Origin of the sequence: Vibrio porteresiae DSM 19223, from assembly GCF_024347055.1 — a bacterium.
Lineage (GTDB): Bacteria > Pseudomonadota > Gammaproteobacteria > Enterobacterales > Vibrionaceae > Vibrio > Vibrio porteresiae.
Genome location: NZ_AP024895.1, coordinates 2,448,891 through 2,468,994, shown reverse-complemented (window position 1 = coordinate 2,468,994; position 20,104 = coordinate 2,448,891). Strand labels below are relative to the sequence as shown.

Below are 20,104 nucleotides of genomic sequence, written 5' to 3'. Positions count from 1 at the left end.
GGAGCCTTTTGTTTTAAGTGTTAAGTGATTTGGTGTTCTATGCCCCAATCATATGCGAGTGTCGTATTCGTTACGTTTAGGGCAGGTTGCGAGAATCTCTCTTCTTCCAGTGTCTTTTACCTCCTCTAATTTCACTTCAAAACCCCACAGACGATGGAGATGTTTCAGTACTTCGTCGTAGCTAGGGTCCAATGGAATGCGATCATGTGGCACATACTGAAGTGTCAACGAACGATCACCGCGGACATCCACACTGTAGATCTGGATGTTGGGTTCTAGATTACTCAAATTGTATTGAGCCGCGAGCTTTTCACGAATGGCACGATAGCCCGTGTCATCATGAATGGCGCTCACTTCGATAAAGTTCTTTCTATCGTCATCGGCAATCGCAAACAGTTTAAAATCGCGAATGACTTTAGGTGATAGATATTGGCTAATGAAGCTCTCATCTTTAAAGTTACGCATGGCAAAATGCAGCGCATCCAACCAAGGGGTTCCTGCCAAATTAGGGAACCATTCATAATCTTCTTGAGTCGGATTTTCACAAATGCGCTTGATGTCTTGGAACATAGCAAAGCCAAGGGCATAAGGGTTTATCCCACTGTAATAAGGACTATTGTAAGGTGGCTGAGCGACCACACTGGTATGGCTGTGAAGAAATTCTAAGATGAATTTGTCAGACACCAATCCTTCATCATAGAGATGATTCAAAATGGTGTAGTGCCAGAACGTTGCCCAACCTTCGTTCATGACTTGAGTCTGTTTCTGCGGATAGAAGTATTGGCTTACCTTGCGCACAATACGTACAATCTCGCGTTGCCATGACTCGAGCAATGGGGCATGTTTTTCAATGAAGTAGAGAATGTTTTCTTGAGGCTCACTAGGAAACCGCTTAACACCCGCATCTTCTTTCTCTTTCTTCGGCACGGTACGCCACAAGGCGTTGACCTGTGACTGCAAGTACGCTTCACGCTCTTCTTGACGAGCTTTCTCCTCGGCAATCGAGATTTTTTCAGGGCGTTTGTAGCGATCCACCCCATAGTTCATTAGGGCGTGACAGGAGTCGAGTAACTGTTCGACCTCTTTTTCACCAAATTTCTCTTCACATTGACGAATGTAGTTTTTGGCAAATAGCAGGTAATCGATGATAGAGGACGCATCTGTCCATGTTTGGAATAGGTAGTTGCCTTTGAAGAAAGAGTTATGCCCATAACAGGCATGAGCCATCACCAATGCCTGCATGGTCACGGTATTCTCTTCCATCAAATAGGCGATACAAGGATCGGAGTTAATGACGATCTCGTAAGCTAGGCCCATTTGACCATGCTTATAACCTTGTTCGGTTTGAATAAATTTTTTACCGAATGACCAGTGATTGTAATTGATTGGCATCCCGATACTGGAATACGCATCCATCATCTGCTCTGACGTGATGACTTCAATTTGGTTGGTATACGTATCGAGACGATAATGTTCAGCCACACGCCGAATTTCGGTGTGGTATCTCTCTAGCAAATCAAATGTCCAGTCGGGTCCGTCTGGCAGCATACGACTTTTATCGGGAGCGCTAGATTTCGCTGATTTTGTTTTTGTCACCATATGACCTCCCTATGCTGTCTCTTTATGGAATAGCTCTCTGAATACGGGATAGATATCATCAACCCCCCGAATATTCTTAATGGCAAAGTTTCCAAAAGACTCCTGAAGTTTTTCATATTCATGCCACAGCGTTTGATGCGAGCGACGAGTAATCTCGATGTACGCATAGTAACGGCACAGTGGTAGAATTTTTTCGCTAAGTAGTTCTTTACAGCGAGGTGAATCATCTGCCCAGTTATCCCCATCGGATGCTTGAGCAGCATAGATATTCCACTCACCGGTTGGATAACGTTTTTCCACGATCTCTTGCATCATTTTTAATGCACTAGAGACGATGGTGCCCCCAGTTTCTTGGGAGTAGAAAAACTCATGCTCGTCGACTTCTTTAGCTTGAGTATGGTGACGAATGAAAACCACTTCAACGTTTTCATATTTACGGGTCAAAAACAGATACAGCAGCACGTAAAAGCGTTTTGCAATATCTTTGGTTGCTTGGTCCATAGAACCTGAAACGTCCATCAAACAGAACATCACCGCTTGGCTTGATGGAATAGGGCGCCGTTCGTAGTTTTTGAAACGCAAGTCGAAAGTATCAATAAAAGGTACGCTTTCAATTTTCTTACGTAACTCTTCTATCTCTTCTTTAATACGTCTCTCTTCTAGCAACTGTGCCGGTTCGGCATGTTGGATACGGTCGAGTTCTTCTTCTAACTCGTGAAGCAGACGTCGTTTACCGGCTGTCATTGCCGTACGACGAGCAAGAGATTGTTGCAATGAACGAACAATCGCGATATTGGTTGGAACACCTGCTGTGTTATAACCAGCGCGATGGCTCTTCCATTCGGTAATCTTGTTAACTTGGTTTTTTTCTAGGTTAGGCAGTTCGAGATCTTCAAAAAGCAGATCCAAATATTCGTCTTTAGAAATTTGGAAGACAAAATCATCGGAGCCTTCGCCATCAGCACTGGCATCACCTTCACCTGAACCGCCGCCACCTTGGCCACCTCGTGGACGTTCTATTTTATCGCCACGGATAAATTGGTCATTACCAGGATGGACACGCTCACGCTCACCCCCTTTACCTTGATGGAAAGAAGGCTCAGTGATGTCACGATTAGGAATAGATACGTCTTCACCTGAATCCGTATTGGTAATGGAACGACGATTAACTGCGTCTGCTACCGATTCCTTAATCTGATCTTTATAACGGCGCAAAAAGCGCTGTCTGTTTACCGCGCTCTTATTCTTGCCGTTCAGTCTTCTATCGATAAATTGCGCCATGTGTTTCCCCTTTTAACGACACTGCTTAGTCAGCAGAATGGGTACCTTTAGAATCGGTTATCCCCATCACGGCGTCCTGCCGTGATGGGGGCTAAAGGGCCATGTGGAGGTTATGAGGATTTACGAACTCGTAGATACCATTCAGATAGCAAGCGAACTTGTTTCTCTGTATAACCTTTCTCCATCATACGAGCGACAAAATCGTCGTGTTTTTTCTGGTCCTCTGAAGAGGTTTTCGCATTAAAGGAGATAACTGGCAGCAGCTCTTCGGTATTGGAGAACATTTTCTTCTCGATAACCGTGCGCAGTTTTTCGTAGCTGGTCCAAAGTGGATTGTTGCCATTGTTATTGGCACGTGCACGCAACACAAAGTTGACGATTTCATTACGGAAATCTTTAGGGTTGCTAATGCCCGCGGTTTTTTCAATTTTTTCCAGCTCACTGTTCAAGGCAGAGCGATCGAACAGTTGTCCAGTTTCTGGGTCGCGGTACTCTTGGTCTTGAATCCAGAAATCAGCGTAGGTTACATAGCGGTCGAAGATATTTTGACCGTACTCAGAGTAAGACTCTAGGTAAGCGGTTTGGATCTCTTTACCGATGAATTCCACATAGCGAGGGACCAAGTAACCTTTAACAAACTCTAGGTAACGTTCAGCAGTGTCTTGAGGGAATTGTTCCCTTTCGATTTGCTGTTCAATTACATAGAACAGATGTACAGGGTTAGCGGCGACTTCCGCATGGTCAAAGTTAAAGACACGAGACAGAATCTTAAACGCAAAACGTGTAGACAGACCTGACATGCCTTCATCGATACCTGCATAGTCGCGGTATTCTTGATAGCTCTTCGCTTTTGGATCGGTATCTTTTAGTGTCTCACCATCGTAAACCCGCATTTTTGAGAAGATGGATGAGTTTTCAGGTGATTTCAAACGAGAAAGCACACTGAACTGCGCTAAAAGGTCTAAGGTACTTGGAGCACATGGCGCGTGAGACAACTCACTGTGATCCAGTAGTTTTTGGTAAATCTTAACTTCTTCAGAAACACGCAAACAGTAAGGGACTTTGACGATGTACACACGGTCTAGGAACGCTTCGTTGTTCTTGTTGTTTCTAAAAGCTTGCCATTCAGATTCGTTAGAGTGAGCCAAGATCATGCCGTCAAATGGCAGAGCGGATAGCCCTTCAGTACCGTTATAGTTACCTTCCTGAGTAGCGGTCAACAGTGGGTGTAGCACTTTGATTGGTGCTTTAAACATTTCCACGAATTCCATCAACCCTTGGTTGGCACGACACAAAGCACCAGAGTAGCTGTAGGCATCTGGGTCATCTTGAGAATAATGTTCCAGTTTACGAATATCCACTTTACCAACCAGAGACGAGATGTCTTGGTTGTTTTCATCACCTGGTTCAGTTTTCGCAACAGCGATTTGATCCAAGATGGATGGACGAACTTTTACCACTTTAAATTTGGTAATATCGCCGCCGAATTCATGTAGACGTTTTGCTGCCCATGGTGACATGATGGAGCGCAAATAACGTTTATCAATGCCAAATTCTTCTTTTAACAAGGCACCATCTTCATTCACGTCAAAAAGACAGAATGGATGGTCATTGACTGGGCTACGTTGCCCATTTGCAGACAAAATATAGACTGGACATTGTTGCATCAAGGCTTTCAATTTTTCAGCCAATGATGATTTACCGCCACCAACAGGACCCAACAGATACAGGATCTGTTTGCGTTCTTCTAGTCCTTGCGCAGCATGTTTCAAGTAAGAAACGATTTGTTCTATGGCTTCCTCCATACCATAAAACTCTTTAAATGGTTGGTAGCGCGAGATAACTCGGTTTGAAAAGATTCTACTTAGACGAGGGTGCTTAGACGTGTCTACCAGTTCAGGTTCCCCGATGGCTAACAACAAACGTTCTGCAGCGTTTGCATAAGCACTTTTGTCTTCTTTACATAGAGCTAGAAACTCTTGTATTGATAACTCTTCGTCCTTGGCTGCTTCATAGCGTGCCTGAAAGTGGTCAAAAATACTCATAGTGATTCCCCTCTAAAAATGTCTTATTGACATACAACCGCTTAAAACACAAATCCCTAACAATTTAAGCCTAGTTCCAAACCCACGATTTTGCTTAACAATTATGCGTTTATTTCAAAATCGTGATGGTTGTATCGTGTTTACATATTTGCCATTATTGGGTTAGATATGAATCTTACTGATTATATTTTAGGTCTATACAAGAAGCGGTTTACCTTTAAAACACGATATCCATAGGTATTACTCGCACAAATATTGTTAAGTAAGTGTGATCTATCTACCAATTTTGCTGAACGAGGATTGAAAAAGTGCAAACAAAAATGACTGACCGCTTGGCTAAGACCTTGCTTGTGTTAGGAATCGGTTGTACAAGTTTTGCCCATGCTGCGGAGCCTAGATGGTCCGTTGGTGTCGGTGGCGGTGTCTCTTCTGAGTTGTATAAAGATACAGACTACACTTCGGGTGGTACCCTAGTTGGCGGTTACGAAGGGGACTATGTTTACTTTCGTGGTCGTGAATTGGGTTATCGAGTATTGCCTAAAGACTCAGTGCAGAATTTTTCACTGCGCTTGATTTACGACGGTCGCCATTTTGACCCTGATGATTCCAGCAATCGCCAAATGCGTGAACTGGACAAACGCCATGCCACTGGGTTAATCGGTCCTAAGTATGAGCTGCGTTTACCGCTTGGCAAACTCGAAGCGGGAGCTGCGGTAGAATTTACTGGGGAACATAACGGATACTTGGCTCACGCAGGATGGAGCTATCCGATCATCGCTGGCGCGTGGGGATTGATTCCTGGCGTCGGTTTTGAATACAACTCGAGTAAAATGGCGAATTATCTGTATGGGGTTTCTGCCAGTGAGGCAAGCCGTTCAGGGTTAGATAAATATAAGCCAAGTGGTGCAGGGCAGTTCTATCTAGGTTTGAATGGTTTTTATAAGATGACTGATCATGTTCGCTTTGATGCTGGTGTCCGTCTAACTTCCTATGACAATGAAATCAAAGATAGCCCGATGGTTTCTCATGGTGAAAACGTGGCATTTTTTACCGCTGCCTCTTATCTCTTTTAAGTTTTAGAGCGGTTTAGAACGCGGGTAATGGACAACAGGGAGCATTGATTGCTCCCTGTTTTTATTCTCAAAAGAGGTCTTTTAGCAATTAAGCACCGAATATTTGGTGTAATTCTGAAGCGGATAAGTGATATTGGCGTGGGCATTTTTTCCATACACTGAGCATACGGCGATATTTTTCAGCCATTGGGATTTGGCTGTTAAAGCCATGTTCGCCTTGATCAAATTGAGTATACAAACCTTCACTCGCGACTAAAAAGCGTACATATTGAACCAGTTGCCCTTCGGTCGCGGCATCATATCCCAAGAAGGCTAGGCGACGTTTATCCACATCTGCTTGCGCTGGTGCAGGGATCATATTGAATGACTCTTGCATCGCATGATACATCTCCATAATATCAATAACTTCACGGCAAGATTGTTCTGATAGGCAGCCAAACTCTTTGTTCAACTCTTTCATTTGCAGGTCGTAGCCACGTTCAACAATGGTTTTTAAACGTTGATATTTTGCACTGTTTGCAGGATCGAGTTGGCTCATCAGTGTGTATTGGTTAGAGAGAATTAGGCGCTGAGCGTTAGTCATTTCCATGGTTGGCCTCACTAATATGAAAGGTTTAAATTTTGTGTTTATGGGCTCAGATTACAGGGATAGCCAATCCATAAATATGATCTAAACACATATTTAGTGAACAAATTTGAAAAAATGGATAAAAAGTCGTGCTACTAATTTGTGACCCAAAAATCGTCGGATATGAGCGATAAAAAGAGATGATGTTGCTGAAAGCTGACTCGTACATACTTGGATAGATTTCAATAAAAAAGGCCAGCAGTGCTGACCTTTGATGTTTAACCTTTACCGACTAAGGTGCGCGAAGATTAATATTTCACAACAGGATGATACTCTAAAAGCACATTCTTAATGCGTTCCATCGTCTCTTTGCTCGGCGGGTTAACGCCTTCCAAAGGATAAACTTCACCCATCGCTTCCCATTTATGGGCACCCAGTTTGTGATATGGCAACATTTCGATTTTTTCGATGTTATCCATATCTTTGATGAACTGACCTAGCAGGTGTGCAGACTCGTCGTCATCAGTATAACCAGGGACAATCACGTAACGAATCCATGTTTTTTTACCAATCTTATGCAGATATTCGGCAAAATCTAGGACACGTTTATTGGACACGCCGACGAGGTTTTGGTGCACGTCATCTTTCATCTGCTTAATATCAAGCATGACAAGATCGGTCACATCGAGTACTTCATCAATCACAGGAGTGTATTTACGTACGTAACCATTGGTGTCCAAACAGGTATGAATACCTTCGGCATGGGCAGCAGTAAATAGATCACGAACAAACTCAGGTTGTAGTAAAGATTCACCACCGGAGCATGTAATACCACCACCAGACGCGTTCATAAAGTGACGATAAGTCTTTGCTTCTTGGATGATCTCCTCAACAGAAGCTTCTTTACCTTCATGCACATCCCATGTGTCTCGGTTGTGGCAATACTTACAACGGAATAGGCATCCTTGCAGGAAAATAATAAAACGGATACCTGGACCATCAACGGTACCGCAGGTTTCATAGGAATGTATACGACCAGTAGTAGACATGTGCAGCTCTTCTTGGAGGTTCTTGGTCGTTATTTTATTACAAACCAACGGGATAAAATAGTTTTTCCTCGTGATTATTAGGGACTAAATAGCTGGAAGTTGAAATGCGTAGATATTGAGCGAAAATGTGTTATAACAATGCTATTCGGCTAGGAAATAATAAGGATATAGGGTTGTTTGTTTAATTCATAATACTCTCAAAGGGATACATACATGGATGTAATTAAGTTGTCTCAAAAGCAGAAAATTACTGCTTTCATTGTTGTTCTTTGCATCGGGTTCATTGCATTGGGGGGCTATGCTGCACATAGCTTAAAAGGCATGAGCTCACAGTATCAGCAGAGTAACGATATCACTTCAGGTGTGGTCGGACTTCATTCGACTCAATCACAACTTCTCACTCTCGCTGCTGAACGCGACGATTTAACCTCTTCACAGGTCAATTCTGCTTTAAAAGAGTTGGATGCGCTTGTTACTGAGGTAACGCATGATGCTGATTTTTTAAAAGGCATTGGCCTGCATGATGACAGTAAGCAACTCATGTCGGCTGTCGAATCGTTTGATCTCTCATTTCGCCCTTGGTTAAGTACCAAAGCTGAATTGGGCTTTAGCGTTGACGAAGGTAAGTTGGGTCAGCTCAAATCGCTTGAAACCCAAATAGAAAAGAAAATCGATGAAACGGGCATGGTGACCGTGATGTCTGATTTTCAAGCGATGATCAAAACACAACAAAACTATCTGCTCAAACCGAGTGAGCAGAACTTAAAGTTGTTCAATCGTGCCATGTTCAGTTTTATCAATACCTCTAACAGCTATGCGATGCTCAACTTGTATCAAAAAGAGATCGATCAATATAAGTCCGTTTTTAAACGCGTCGCAGAATTAAACGAGTTAGTGAAAGGACACGAGCAAAAGCTCATTGAAAGTGAGGCTGCTGCGAGAAGTGTCATTGCGAGTATTTCGCAAAATATCGAAAAACTCAGTGCGAAATATCAAGGTCAAGCAGCGCAAACAGGGAATACGACTCTATGGTCAGTACTGATTGCATGTGCTGTGCTTGCTTTAGTCACCATCTCCATCTTTATGATGTTAAGCATGTCATTGACTCGTTCTTTGGCGCAAACCAAACGCGTTTTGGAACAACTCTCTGAGGGAGATTTATCTCAACGCATGAGTTTAACCAATAACCCTAATGATGAATTCAATCAGTTAGCGATTGCGATTAACGACAGTTGTGAACATCTCGGGGGGTTGGTGCGTAAAGTTCAGGAGAACAGCCGCGCATTATCTGGCGATGCTGCCACGCTAAATCGGGGAATTGACCAACAAGCTCTGAGTCAAAGTGAAGTGATTGGTCAAACTCAATTATTGGCATCTGCAACAGAAGAAGTCAGCGTAACGACCCAGGAAGTCTCTAACTCACTCGAGTTTGTCGCGGAAATGAGTAAATCATCGAACCAAGCGGCAGAAGAGGGAGCAAAAGTGATTGCCGCGGCGATTGGCTCTTTGGAAGACATCGGCAAAATTCTCAATTCCGCAGCGAGTCACATTCAACAGCTTGAGCAAGCGTCAACCAAAGTCGACACCGTTATGGAAATCATCAATGGTATTGCCGAGCAAACCAACTTACTAGCACTTAACGCTGCGATTGAAGCCGCCCGCGCTGGAGAACAAGGCCGAGGATTTGCTGTGGTGGCTGATGAGGTGCGTAGTTTAGCGGTGAGAACGGTGGATGCGGTTTCAGATATTACGTTGACGATTAAAACGATGAAGGATGAAAGTGCAGAGGTGATTCAGTACATCACTCAATCTCAGAATTCTATGTCGATAGGTCAACAGCGTGGGCTTGAGGCAATAGAAGCCATGCGTTTGATTACTCAAAAGGCCGATGAAGCTGCAAGTCAAACGGAAGTTATTTTTGCATCGATGAAAGAGCTGGCGACAACCAGTCAATCGATGGCTGACAACATGGTTCAAATTTCTTCTGCGATGAAATCGTTAGAAGAGGGTAATGAACAAATAAGACAAACAAGTCGAGAAGTGGATAAACGCTCAACTAACCTCAATGACGACTGTCAACGCTTTGCTATCTAACTAAACCTGCCACACATTGTAAGCCCAAACTTAGTTTGGGCTTTTTAATCCCATTTATATCTACTGTTTAGTTCGCTTGTACACTTGGATTCATTCGCGAAATGGTGACGCTATCGAACATCTATGTCGTTGTTTAGATTCTGGATAGAAGAAGCAAACTCTAGAGTGCGTTACGAGTGTCATCCCCCCTAACACCCCCTAAAAGCACAGGTTAGGTGCAGTTCTTCATTTGGTTCTGAATAAAACAGCAAGTCGCAGACATAAAAAAAGCCCCGCATTGCGGGGCTTAGAATCATTCATTCAGTAGAGTCAATTACATTGATTCAGTGAATGTACGAGAGATAACGTCTTGTTGTTGTTCAGCAGTTAGAGAGTTGAAACGAACAGCGTAACCAGATACACGGATAGTTAGCTGAGGGTATTTCTCTGGGTGTTCAACTGCGTCAAGAAGAGTGTCACGGTTTAGAACGTTAACGTTAAGGTGTTGACCACCTTCAACGCCAGCTTCGTGATGGAAGTAACCATCCATTAGGCCAGCAAGGTTAGCGCGACGTGAATCGTCTTCTTTACCAAGTGCGTTTGGAACGATAGAGAAGGTGTAAGAGATACCGTCTTTAGCGTGTGCAAATGGTAGTTTACCAACAGAAGTCAATGATGCTACAGCACCTTTTTGGTCACGACCGTGCATTGGGTTTGCACCAGGACCGAATGGAGCGCCTGCGCGACGGCCATCAGGTGTGTTACCAGTTTTCTTACCGTACACAACGTTAGAAGTGATAGTAAGGATTGACTGAGTTGGGATCGCATTGCGGTAAGTTTTCAGTGAACGGATTTTGTTCATGAAAGTTTCAACCAATTGACATGCGATGTCATCAACGCGAGCGTCGTTGTTACCAAATTTAGGGTAGTCGCCTTCAATTTTGAAGTCTACCGCTACGCCGTCTTCGTCACGGATTGGAGTAACTTTAGCGTATTTGATTGCAGATAGTGAGTCAGCTGCAACAGATAGACCAGCGATACCACAAGCCATTGTACGTTTCACGTGTAGGTCGTGTAGAGCCATTAGTGAAGCTTCGTAGCTGTATTTGTCGTGCATGAAGTGGATGCAGTTCAATGCTGTAACGTATTGTTTTGCCAACCAGTCCATGAAGTGGTCCATTTTTTCCCAAAGTTCATCGTAATCAAGAACTTCAGAAGTGATTTTAGGCATCTTAGGACCAACTTGTGCTTTAGATTTTTCATCAACACCGCCGTTGATGGTGTAAAGCATAGTTTTAGCAAGGTTTGCACGAGCACCGAAGAATTGCATTTGTTTACCAACAACCATTGGTGATACACAACATGCGATTGCGTAGTCATCAGACTCGAAGTCTGGACGCATTAGATCATCGTTTTCGTACTGGATAGATGAAGTATCGATAGATACTTTAGCACAGAATTTTTTGAAGCCTTCAGGTAGTTTTTCAGACCAAAGAACAGTGATGTTTGGCTCTGGAGAAGGACCCATTGTGTATAGGCTGTTTAGGAAACGGAAGTTAGTTTTAGAAACTAGAGTACGACCGTCAAGACCCATACCACCTACTGATTCTGTTGCCCAAATTGGGTCGCCAGAGAATAGGTCATCGTATTCAGGAGTACGTAGGAAACGAACCATACGTAGTTTCATTACGAAGTGGTCGATCATTTCCTGTGCGTCTGCTTCAGTAAGCTTGCCTGCATCGATATCACGTTGGATAAAGATGTCTAGGAAAGTAGAAGTACGACCTAGAGACATTGCCGCGCCGTTTTGAGATTTAACAGCAGCTAGGTAGCCGAAGTAAGTCCATTGGATTGCTTCTTGAGCTGTTTCTGCAGGGCGAGAGATGTCACAACCGTATTTAGCAGCCATTTCTTTGATTTGGCCAAGTGCACGGTGTTGTTCCGCTACTTCTTCACGAAGTTGGATAACTGCTTGTAGGTCTTCGCCGTTTTCCATTTGCTCTTGTAGAGAAGTGAATTGAGCGAATTTGTCTTTCATCAAGTAGTCGATACCGTAAAGAGCGATACGACGGTAGTCACCGATGATACGACCACGGCCGTAAGCATCTGGAAGACCAGTTAGAACGCCAGATTTACGACATGCTAGGATACCAGGAGTGTAAACGTCGAAAACACCTTGGTTATGTGTTTTGCGGTATTCGTGGTAGATTTTTGAAATTTGTGGATCGAGTTCACGGCCGTAAGTTTTGCATGAACCTTCGATCATACGTACACCACCGTTAGGGATGATTGCACGTTTTAGAGGTGCGTCAGTTTGTAGACCAACGATTTTCTCTAAATCTTTGTTAATGTATCCAGCATCATGAGAAGTGATGGTAGAGATAACAGAAGTATCGAAATCAACAGGTGCGTGAGTCGCGTTTTCCTGTTTGATACCTTCCATTACTTTAGCCCAAAGCGCTTTAGTTGCTTCAGTACCTTCAGAAACTAGGAAAGATTCGTCGCCTTCATAAGGAGTGTAGTTTTTTTGGATAAAATCACGAACGTTTACTTCGTTTTGCCAATCACCTGCAGCAAAACCTTCCCAAGCTTTAGCAAATTGCTCTGCCATGACATACCTACCTTTATTAGTAGAAAAAACACGTACTGTCTTAGCCGTTGAGCCAGCTATCCTTTTTATCGGAGCAGTACACTCATAGAAATAACAATATTGATACTCACATCGCATCGATTTGCGTATGGATATAGTTACTTCGTTCTGTTGCGACCCAATTTAAGCTAAAAAAAAATAGCAAACCTTAAACTAAATCAATAAAAGTTCAAAAAATGGAATAAAGTGAACTCGCCATTGTCGCTTTTTTCAGCATGATGTTTGCTTCGTAGCCTAACTCACTAGATATAGGCAATTCGGGCCATAGTAAGCACGAAAATTCACATTTCTACGCCTTTAATTATGACGCATTGTGACATACCTCACTTAAAATTTAGTGACATAAGTACAATTCTGACGATTAAGCTAATGTGCCACAAAATGCGTATGTGAAGAGTTATTCACATATTTGCAAAAATAGGTATAAAAAACGATTATGTAGTTATTTATTTCGACTTTTTAGTCATTTACCTATTGTGTGTGTTGATTCGATTTTGTTCTAGTGATACTTTGTCAGCATATGAGCTGGGAAGCTTATACCCATCGCTATTGGAGGCGTTTTACTCTCGAGGTGCGTCTTTTTATAGAAGATGGGTAGCCTATTTGTTGACAGGGAGAAAGCGCATGACGGATGTTCCCGCGCTGCAAATCAATAATCTTCATAAAACCTTTGGACACAACGTCGTTCTAAAAGGCATTTCACTGCAAGCCAATAAAGGCGATGTCATTTCTATTATTGGTTCTTCTGGTTCTGGGAAAAGTACCTTTTTGCGCTGTATCAATCTGCTTGAAACACCCACTCAAGGTGATATTTGGGTTAACGGTGAGCAATTGGAAATGCGTGCCAATAAAAGTGGTCAATATGTACCAGTCAATGCTAAGCAAGTTCAGCGTATTCGATCGCGCCTTGCTATGGTCTTTCAAGGTTTTAATCTTTGGTCACATATGACGGTGCTCGAAAATGTTATCGAAGCCCCGATACATGTTCTTGGTGTAAATAGAAAGGAAGCAATAGAGAAAGCCGAAATACTGCTTAAGCGTGTCGGCTTGTATGAGCGTAAAGACTATTACCCAGGACACTTGTCAGGCGGGCAGCAGCAACGAGCCGCGATAGCTCGTGCATTGGCGGTTGAGCCTGAGGTGATGCTGTTTGATGAACCTACGTCCGCATTAGATCCGGAGCTGGTTGGTGAAGTCTTAAACGTGATGCGAGATCTCGCTGAAGAGGGCAGAACTATGCTGGTGGTGACCCATGAAATGGCGTTCGCTCGTGATGTTTCCTCGCATGTGATGTTTTTACATCAGGGGGTGGTGGAAGAACAAGGCGAGCCACACAAACTGTTTTCACAACCCAAGTCAGAACGGCTCAAACAATTTATCTCTTCAATTTATTAACCCCTATCCCTTTAGGGGTAGCAAGGACAGAGTGACAGCAGATAAGTTTGTCACTGGTAGTACAATAATAAGACAGCGTTATCACAGGAGTAAGGATATGAAAAAGTGGTTACTCGTGGCTGCTATGATCGCAACAACCGCGACTGGCGTGGCACAAGCAAAAGAGTGGAAAGTGGTTAGGTTTGGTATTGAGGGCGCTTACCCTCCATTTAGCTGGACGGAACCAGATGGCTCGTTAAAAGGTTTTGATGTGGATATGGCAAATGCACTGTGTAAGCAGATGCAAGTGAAGTGTCAGATCATCCGTCAAGATTGGGATGGTATCATTCCCTCTTTATTAGCACGTAAGTACGATGCGATCATTGCTGCAATGTCTATTACCGATGAACGTCGTAAGAAAGTCGATTTCACCCACAAATATGCATTGATTCCTAATAAGTTTATTGCCAAGAAAGGCAGCAATATTGATTTTACGAAGAAAGGGTTGAAAGGCGTAAAAATCGGTGTTCAACGTGCAACCACTCATGATAAGTACCTTTCCGATAATTATGGTGACTCCGTTGATATCGTCCGTTATGGTTCATTCGATGAAGCCTACCTTGATCTTGCCAACGGACGTATTGCTGCAGTTCTTGGTGATGCCTCTGCGTTGGAAGAGGGCATGTTGAAAAAGCCTGGCGGTGAAAAATACGAATTTGTTGGTCCAACCTTAACCGACCCTAAATGGTTTGGTGAAGGCTTTGGTATCGCGGTGCGTAAACAAGATAAAGATCTGACGGAAAAACTGAATAAAGCGATTGATGCTGTCCGTGCTGATGGTGTTTACAAACAAATAGCGGCGAAATACTTTAGCTACGACGTGTACGGTGAATAACGTTCCATTACCCCATGTGATCCCGGGCAATGACTGCCCGGGTCAATCTAATCACCATCTCGTTAGTCAACTTTTGCCGTCTTTTGTCGTGCGGCTAACTCGAAAATCTCACATCGGTTTACGTGTAATGTGTTCTGATGTTCAAGTGAGTAAAACGGAATTTTGCGATGTTTGATCTCCAAGGATATGGCTGGGCTATTTTGCAAGGCGCCGGATTAACGGTAGAAGTGGCTTTGTTGTCGCTACTTGTCGCTATGCTTTTAGGCATGGCTGGGGCAATGGCGAAGCTCTCTACATCAAAGGCACTTAGAATCAGTGCAACCATCTATACCACTATCATCCGTGGTATTCCTGATCTGGTTCTCATGATGCTGATCTTCTTTGGTGGTCAGATATTTCTCAACAATAGCCTCTATCAAGTGAATGAGTGGCTTAACTCTGCTTTGACCTCACTGAATCCACAACATGAGTGGGCAGCCTATTTGCCCGATTATATTGATGTCAGTCCATTCATTGCGGGGATACTTACAATAGGTTTTATCTTCGGTGCCTATATGGCAGAAACGTTTCGTGGTGCCATTTTGGCTGTCGACCAAGGAGAGCTTGAAGCGGCGAAGGCCTATGGTATGAGCCCTTGGTTAAGTTTTAAAAGAGTCTTGTTTCCTCAGATGGTTCGCCATGCATTGCCGGGATTTGGTAACAACTGGCTAGTACTCCTCAAAACCACGGCATTGGTTTCCATTATTGGTTTAGAGGATATGGTGAGGATAGGTTCTTTGGCCGCTGGCTCTACCAAAATGCCGTTCACCTTTTATATGGCGATTTCGGTGCTCTTCTTGCTGTTTACGAGTCTTTCGACCAGTGTGTTAAAAATGCTGGAACGTCGTTATGCGATTCAAACGAGGTAAATGAAATGGACTTTTCCTTGATTTTGGCCAGCATGCCTATCTACCTAAATGGACTTTGGACAACCGCATGGCTAGTGGGCGTATCGTTGCTGATAGGCATCATGGTTGCAATACCATTGGCGTTTATTCGCAATGCCAAACAGCTTTGGCTGCGTTATCCCGCTTGGCTCTATATCTACTTTTTCCGCGGTACGCCATTGTTGGTCCAGCTCTACCTGATTTACTACGGAATGGATCAGTTTTTTACCGTGGCCGGGACGCTTTGGGAAAATGCTTGGTTTTGTGCTTTGGTTTCGTTTGTCCTCAATACCTCAGCGTACACTGCAGAAATCATTCGCGGGGCGATTAACGGGCTGTCTAAAGGAGAAATTGAGGCCGCACGAGCCTTTGGTATGGGGCGGTTTAAGATAGTAAAACGGATTATCTTACCAAGCGCTTTGCGTCGCGCTTTACCCGCTTACAGCAACGAAGTGATCTTTATGCTGCACGGCAGTGCGGTTGCGGGGATCATCACCATTATGGATCTCACAGGAGCGGCTCGGTTGGTTAACTCGCGCTACTATGCACCTTTTGAAGCATTTTTAACCGCTGGTGTGTTTTATATGGTGTTGAGCTTTTCACTGATTTGGTGTTTTAAGCAAGCGGAGAAACGGTATTTAGCACACCTTAAGCCCCGAATGTAAGAAGGATATACGCTGTAAGTGTATATCCTTCGATTAACGTAGCATTCAGATAGGGTTATTGATTGCTGAATACAGACCAGATTGGTGCGTGATCTGACGGTTTTTCAATACCGCGTAGTGGATAATCAATCCCCGATTCAAGGCATTTCTTTGCCAAAGGGGGGGTGGCGAGAATGACATCAATGCGCAGACCACGATTATCGTCAAAGCCTCTAGAGCGATAGTCAAACCACGAAAACTGGTCGTCAACCTCTGGATGAACTTGACGGAAAGTATCAACAAAGCCCCAATCAAGTAAACGTTGTAGCCATTCACGCTCTTCTGGCTGGAATGAACATTTACCCGTTTGCAACCAACGTTTGCGATTCGGTTCGCCAATGCCAATGTCTAAATCCAATGGGCTAATGTTAATGTCACCCATGACAATGATCTGTTCATCAGGCTGATGATACTCATCTAAGTAGCTCATCAAATCACTATAAAACTGGCGTTTATACGGGAATTTAACTTCGTGATTGATGTTATCGCCTTGCGGGAAATAACCATTCATCACCGTTACTTTATCGCCATTTTCATCAGCAAACGTTGCTATGATCATCCGCTTTTGATGCTCTTCGCTATCAGAAGGGAAACCTTTTTGGATTGTGATCGGCTCTTGCTTGCACAGCAGCGCAACACCGTAATGCGCTTTTTGACCATGAAAATAGACTTTGTAACCCATCGCCTCCACGTCGGCTACTGGGAAGGCTTCATCGTGTACCTTGATCTCTTGTAGACCGATTACGTCTGGATTGTGTTTATCTATAAGTGCTTGTAACTGATGGAGTCGGGCTCGTAGGCCATTAATGTTAAAACTGACGACTTTCATACAGGTTCCTTACTCATTGAATTATTTGTCGATAGTATCACTGTGGTGAGTTGGCTCAACCCTAAGTTTTACAAGGAATCTGCATTACTGTTGGATGAGTTTTTAACGCGTTTTAATAAATCACGTTTCACAATCTCAAGGGCTGCTAACGCGGTATGAGGCTCGATAGCATGGGTTTCTAAAAGGTAGATTAAATCAACGGCCAATTTCACTTCATCTGGAGCTTGGTCGAGCGGTGTACCGATTGGGTCTGACATTTATTGGCCTTTCTCTTGTACAGTTATCTGCTGTTCTATTTTGGCTTTTGCCGTCTGGCAACGAAGTAAGCGCTGCTCTGCGAGGGCTAATTCTTGCTGAGCTTGTTGTCTAATTAAGTAATTAGCACGCTCTAGTGCGGTTTGTTTCTCCATGACCAACAGCGCTAAACGATCTTCCCACTCTTGATGTTGAGCTAAATTGAGATAAAGAGTTTGCGTGGGAATGGAGTCATCTTCACTTTTCGGCACTACATGCGAAGCCGCTGAAACGACCCTTTGTATTGCAGTCAGTTGAGCGATAAATCGTTCGGTTAGATATTGTGCTTGCTCTTGGCTCAGTGATTTAGTCTCTTGCCCTAAGATTAATCGATCCAATGTTTCTTGTGCTTCACTAGCGCAAGTAGCTAAACGCCTAGTGGGGTTGCGAAACAAGCGTTCGTCAAAAAGGGGCTGTTGTCTCGCGCCGCTCTTACTATCAAGTTCGGTTGCTTGAATCGTCAGTTCAGCCAATTGTTGGCGTAATTGAGACAGTTTTTTCATCATTATCTAGCCTGACTAACTCAGCAAAAGAGAATCAATATTCTACCACTCGCTTAAATGGAGGTAGAGAGTCTAGCAGTTGTTTACCGTAGCGTTTTGAGATAATTCTTCGGTCTAAGATCACAACTCGACCAGAATCTCGCTCTTTACGTAGCAGTCGCCCGACCGATTGAATCAATTTTTTACTCGCATCGGGAACTGCAATTTGTAAAAAAGGATTCCCGCCTAAACGTTGGATATATTCAGCATGCGCTTGCTCAACGGGAGAGGTCGGTACACCAAAGGGGATCTTAGTAATGATCAGGTTTTCCAATAGCTCCCCTGGTAGGTCCAAACCCTCAGAAAAGCTCCCTGTACCGAATAAAATGCTGGTTTTTTGTTTTTCTACTAGGTTTTTATGTTTTTTTAGAATTTCAGATCGAGACTTTTCGCCTTGCAGTTGCAATGTCCAATTAGAGGACTTACATAACGGTTTTAGCTTGTCGGCCACTTCTTTCATCTGCCAATAAGAAGAGAACAGCACCAAATTAGCTTGATTGGGCTGAATGTATTCTCCTAGTCGTTTAGCAAGATAGTGAGTAAATTCCGGAGCGGTTGGCTCATAATCCATCTTGGGAATGAGCAATTCGGCTTGTTGTTGATAATCAAAGGGTGAAGAGAGTGCTAAGAATTGCACGCCATCTTCTGCTTTGTCACTAATACCGGCTTGACGACAAAAATATTGGAATGAATTTAAGGCACGCATGGTTGCTGAGACTAACACTGCGCCCACACAGCGACTCCAAATCTGCTGATCCAGTTGCCAACCGATCTCCAGTGGCGACACGTTAGCAATAAAGTCGCCTTCACGTTCCTTACTGATTTCAAACCAGCGAGCGAGAGGTGCGCCACGCTCAGGTTGTGGCTGAGCCATTAGTGTCCAAACTTGCTGCAGATTCTCTAACCGTTGAATATAGAAGCCCAATTCTGAAAGGGCCGGCTCCGCTAAGCGGCTGGCTAGCTCACCTTCTTTTACCTGTTCAGCAATCAAATCAGCAATTTTTGCTACGGCTTGATTTGCCTTCTGACTTTCGCGTTTCAACTCTTTGGCAAGTAACTCTAGCCATTCGGGTAACTCGCCGTTTTCAAAGCGCAGAATACCTTCGTTGAACTGTTGTGCTGAAAAATGATTAGGTAAACGGCTCAGCTCTGGAATTAACTGCTGAAAAGCAGAGGAAGCTTGCTCGTGAAATCGTCCGACTCGTTTGGCATCCGCTAGGTTGACGTATTTGCTGAGAGATTGATTGAGTTTCTCAAGCCAACTCGCTGCGCCTTTTAACGTTGCAGCAGCAGCAGAATGGTCGCGAGCAACATGAGGTAGATGATGGGCTTCATCAAAGATATAAATGGTATTTTCTGGTTCAGGGAGAATCACGCCACCACCAAGATCAGCATCCGCCATCACTAAGCTGTGGTTGGCGATGATGACATCATTTCTATCCAGTTCTGAGCGTGCTTTTTGAAATGGGCAATGGCGATGCGCTGCAAAACTGTTGTTACAGCTGTGTTTGTCACTGACAATTAACTGCCAAACTTCATCTGATATCGTATCAGGCCAAGAGTCTCTGTCACCATCCCATTTCTGGTTGGCTAACTCGTGGTATAGGTTCTTTAAGGTTTCTAATGTGTCGTTAGTGGGCTTTGTTTCAAAAATCGCTAACTGACCTCCATCCACACCAGCAGCTACCGCCAGTTTTTCTGCACAGCAATACCTTTGTCTTCCTTTAGCTACGATAAAAGAAAAAGGGACATCCGTGATGCGGCGATACAGCGGCAAATCTTTATTCATTAACTGCTCTTGCAACGCGACAGTTGCTGTTGAAATCACAATCTTTCGTTGGTTGGATAAAGCAACCGGAATTGCTCCCATTAGATAGGAGAGCGATTTGCCGATTCCGGTTCCTGCTTCTGCAACAAGAATGCGAGTTGATTTGTGATATTCGCCACATAAGGTCTTCGCGATTTCCGCCACCAGATAATTTTGTGCTCGACGAGGAACAAAATTATCAAGCTGTGCTTGCAAGTTATGGTAGCTGTTTCTTATCGATTTTTGGATGTTATTAGTGATCATGTTGGTACTCGAGTTTCTTACCCAGAGATGCTACCACATAAGCCTTTGCGACAAGTAGTTCCGTAAAACAACACTGTTTTAAATCAAATGTAGATCTCGTTCACAAAAAAAGATTGAACCATCATGTACTT

Annotated in this window: 16 protein-coding genes; 6 read left to right on the top strand and 10 right to left on the bottom strand. The window is 43.7% G+C overall.

The window, feature by feature from the left end; genetic code table 11:
• Positions 1-48: 48 nt before the first annotated feature.
• The 3 genes from OCV11_RS11295 to OCV11_RS11285 form a co-directional block, all read right to left on the bottom strand.
• Positions 49-1,599: a SpoVR family protein gene (locus tag OCV11_RS11295; RefSeq protein WP_261892951.1), complete on the bottom strand. Its 1,551-nt coding sequence runs from the start codon at positions 1,597-1,599 to the stop codon at positions 49-51.
• A gap of 9 nt (positions 1,600-1,608) precedes the next feature.
• Positions 1,609-2,880, bottom strand: a complete 1,272-nt coding sequence (locus OCV11_RS11290; RefSeq protein WP_261892950.1) for a YeaH/YhbH family protein — start codon at positions 2,878-2,880, stop codon at positions 1,609-1,611.
• 110 nt (positions 2,881-2,990) lie between these two features.
• Positions 2,991-4,925: a PrkA family serine protein kinase gene (locus OCV11_RS11285; RefSeq protein WP_261892949.1), complete on the bottom strand. Its 1,935-nt coding sequence runs from the start codon at positions 4,923-4,925 to the stop codon at positions 2,991-2,993.
• Between the two features lie 308 nt (positions 4,926-5,233).
• Here OCV11_RS11285 and OCV11_RS11280 point away from each other — a divergent pair, with 308 nt between their 5' ends.
• Positions 5,234-5,998: a MipA/OmpV family protein gene (locus OCV11_RS11280; protein ID WP_261892948.1), complete on the top strand. Its 765-nt coding sequence runs from the start codon at positions 5,234-5,236 to the stop codon at positions 5,996-5,998.
• An 88-nt stretch (positions 5,999-6,086) separates the two neighbouring features.
• On the opposite strand, the gene OCV11_RS11275 is transcribed toward OCV11_RS11280, so the two are convergent.
• Both OCV11_RS11275 and pflA read right to left on the bottom strand, forming a co-directional pair.
• Positions 6,087-6,587: a YfbU family protein gene (locus OCV11_RS11275; protein ID WP_261892947.1), complete on the bottom strand. Its 501-nt coding sequence runs from the start codon at positions 6,585-6,587 to the stop codon at positions 6,087-6,089.
• Between the two features lie 287 nt (positions 6,588-6,874).
• A complete protein-coding gene (pflA, locus tag OCV11_RS11270) occupies positions 6,875-7,615 on the bottom strand; it encodes a pyruvate formate lyase 1-activating protein (RefSeq protein ID WP_261892946.1) in 741 nt (246 codons plus the stop codon).
• A gap of 213 nt (positions 7,616-7,828) precedes the next feature.
• Here pflA and OCV11_RS11265 point away from each other — a divergent pair, with 213 nt between their 5' ends.
• The gene (locus OCV11_RS11265; RefSeq protein ID WP_261892945.1) at positions 7,829-9,709 is read left to right on the top strand and encodes a methyl-accepting chemotaxis protein; all 1,881 of its coding nucleotides are present in this window, start codon (positions 7,829-7,831) and stop codon (positions 9,707-9,709) included.
• Between the two features lie 313 nt (positions 9,710-10,022).
• On the opposite strand, the gene pflB is transcribed toward OCV11_RS11265, so the two are convergent.
• A complete protein-coding gene (gene pflB, locus OCV11_RS11260; RefSeq protein WP_261892944.1) occupies positions 10,023-12,299 on the bottom strand; it encodes a formate C-acetyltransferase in 2,277 nt (758 codons plus the stop codon).
• Between the two features lie 663 nt (positions 12,300-12,962).
• On the opposite strand from pflB, the gene OCV11_RS11255 reads away from it, so the two are divergent.
• The 4 genes from OCV11_RS11255 to OCV11_RS11240 all read left to right on the top strand — a co-directional run bounded on the left by OCV11_RS11255 (position 12,963) and on the right by OCV11_RS11240 (position 16,198).
• Entirely contained in the window at positions 12,963-13,733 is a 771-nt protein-coding gene (locus tag OCV11_RS11255) for an ABC transporter ATP-binding protein (RefSeq protein WP_261892943.1), read from the top strand.
• Between the two features lie 97 nt (positions 13,734-13,830).
• Positions 13,831-14,607: an ABC transporter substrate-binding protein gene (locus OCV11_RS11250; RefSeq protein WP_261892942.1), complete on the top strand. Its 777-nt coding sequence runs from the start codon at positions 13,831-13,833 to the stop codon at positions 14,605-14,607.
• 167 nt (positions 14,608-14,774) lie between these two features.
• Complete coding sequence (locus OCV11_RS11245) at positions 14,775-15,515, top strand: ABC transporter permease (protein WP_261892941.1); 741 nt, start codon at positions 14,775-14,777, stop codon at positions 15,513-15,515.
• 5 nt (positions 15,516-15,520) lie between these two features.
• Positions 15,521-16,198, top strand: coding sequence for an ABC transporter permease (locus OCV11_RS11240; protein WP_261892940.1), 678 nt, complete (start codon positions 15,521-15,523; stop codon positions 16,196-16,198).
• 55 nt (positions 16,199-16,253) lie between these two features.
• Here the strand turns inward: OCV11_RS11240 and xthA are convergent, their stop codons facing one another.
• The 4 genes from xthA to dinG all read right to left on the bottom strand — a co-directional run bounded on the left by xthA (position 16,254) and on the right by dinG (position 19,973).
• Positions 16,254-17,066: an exodeoxyribonuclease III gene (xthA, locus tag OCV11_RS11235; RefSeq protein ID WP_261892939.1), complete on the bottom strand. Its 813-nt coding sequence runs from the start codon at positions 17,064-17,066 to the stop codon at positions 16,254-16,256.
• A 68-nt stretch (positions 17,067-17,134) separates the two neighbouring features.
• Positions 17,135-17,323: a pleiotropic regulatory protein RsmS gene (gene rsmS / locus OCV11_RS11230; RefSeq protein WP_261892938.1), complete on the bottom strand. Its 189-nt coding sequence runs from the start codon at positions 17,321-17,323 to the stop codon at positions 17,135-17,137.
• On the bottom strand, positions 17,324-17,866 hold the full coding sequence (gene priC / locus OCV11_RS11225; protein ID WP_261892937.1) for a primosomal replication protein: 543 nt from the start codon (positions 17,864-17,866) through the stop codon (positions 17,324-17,326).
• A gap of 31 nt (positions 17,867-17,897) precedes the next feature.
• The gene (gene dinG, locus OCV11_RS11220) at positions 17,898-19,973 is read right to left on the bottom strand and encodes an ATP-dependent DNA helicase DinG (protein ID WP_261892936.1); all 2,076 of its coding nucleotides are present in this window, start codon (positions 19,971-19,973) and stop codon (positions 17,898-17,900) included.
• Positions 19,974-20,104 lie beyond the last annotated feature (131 nt).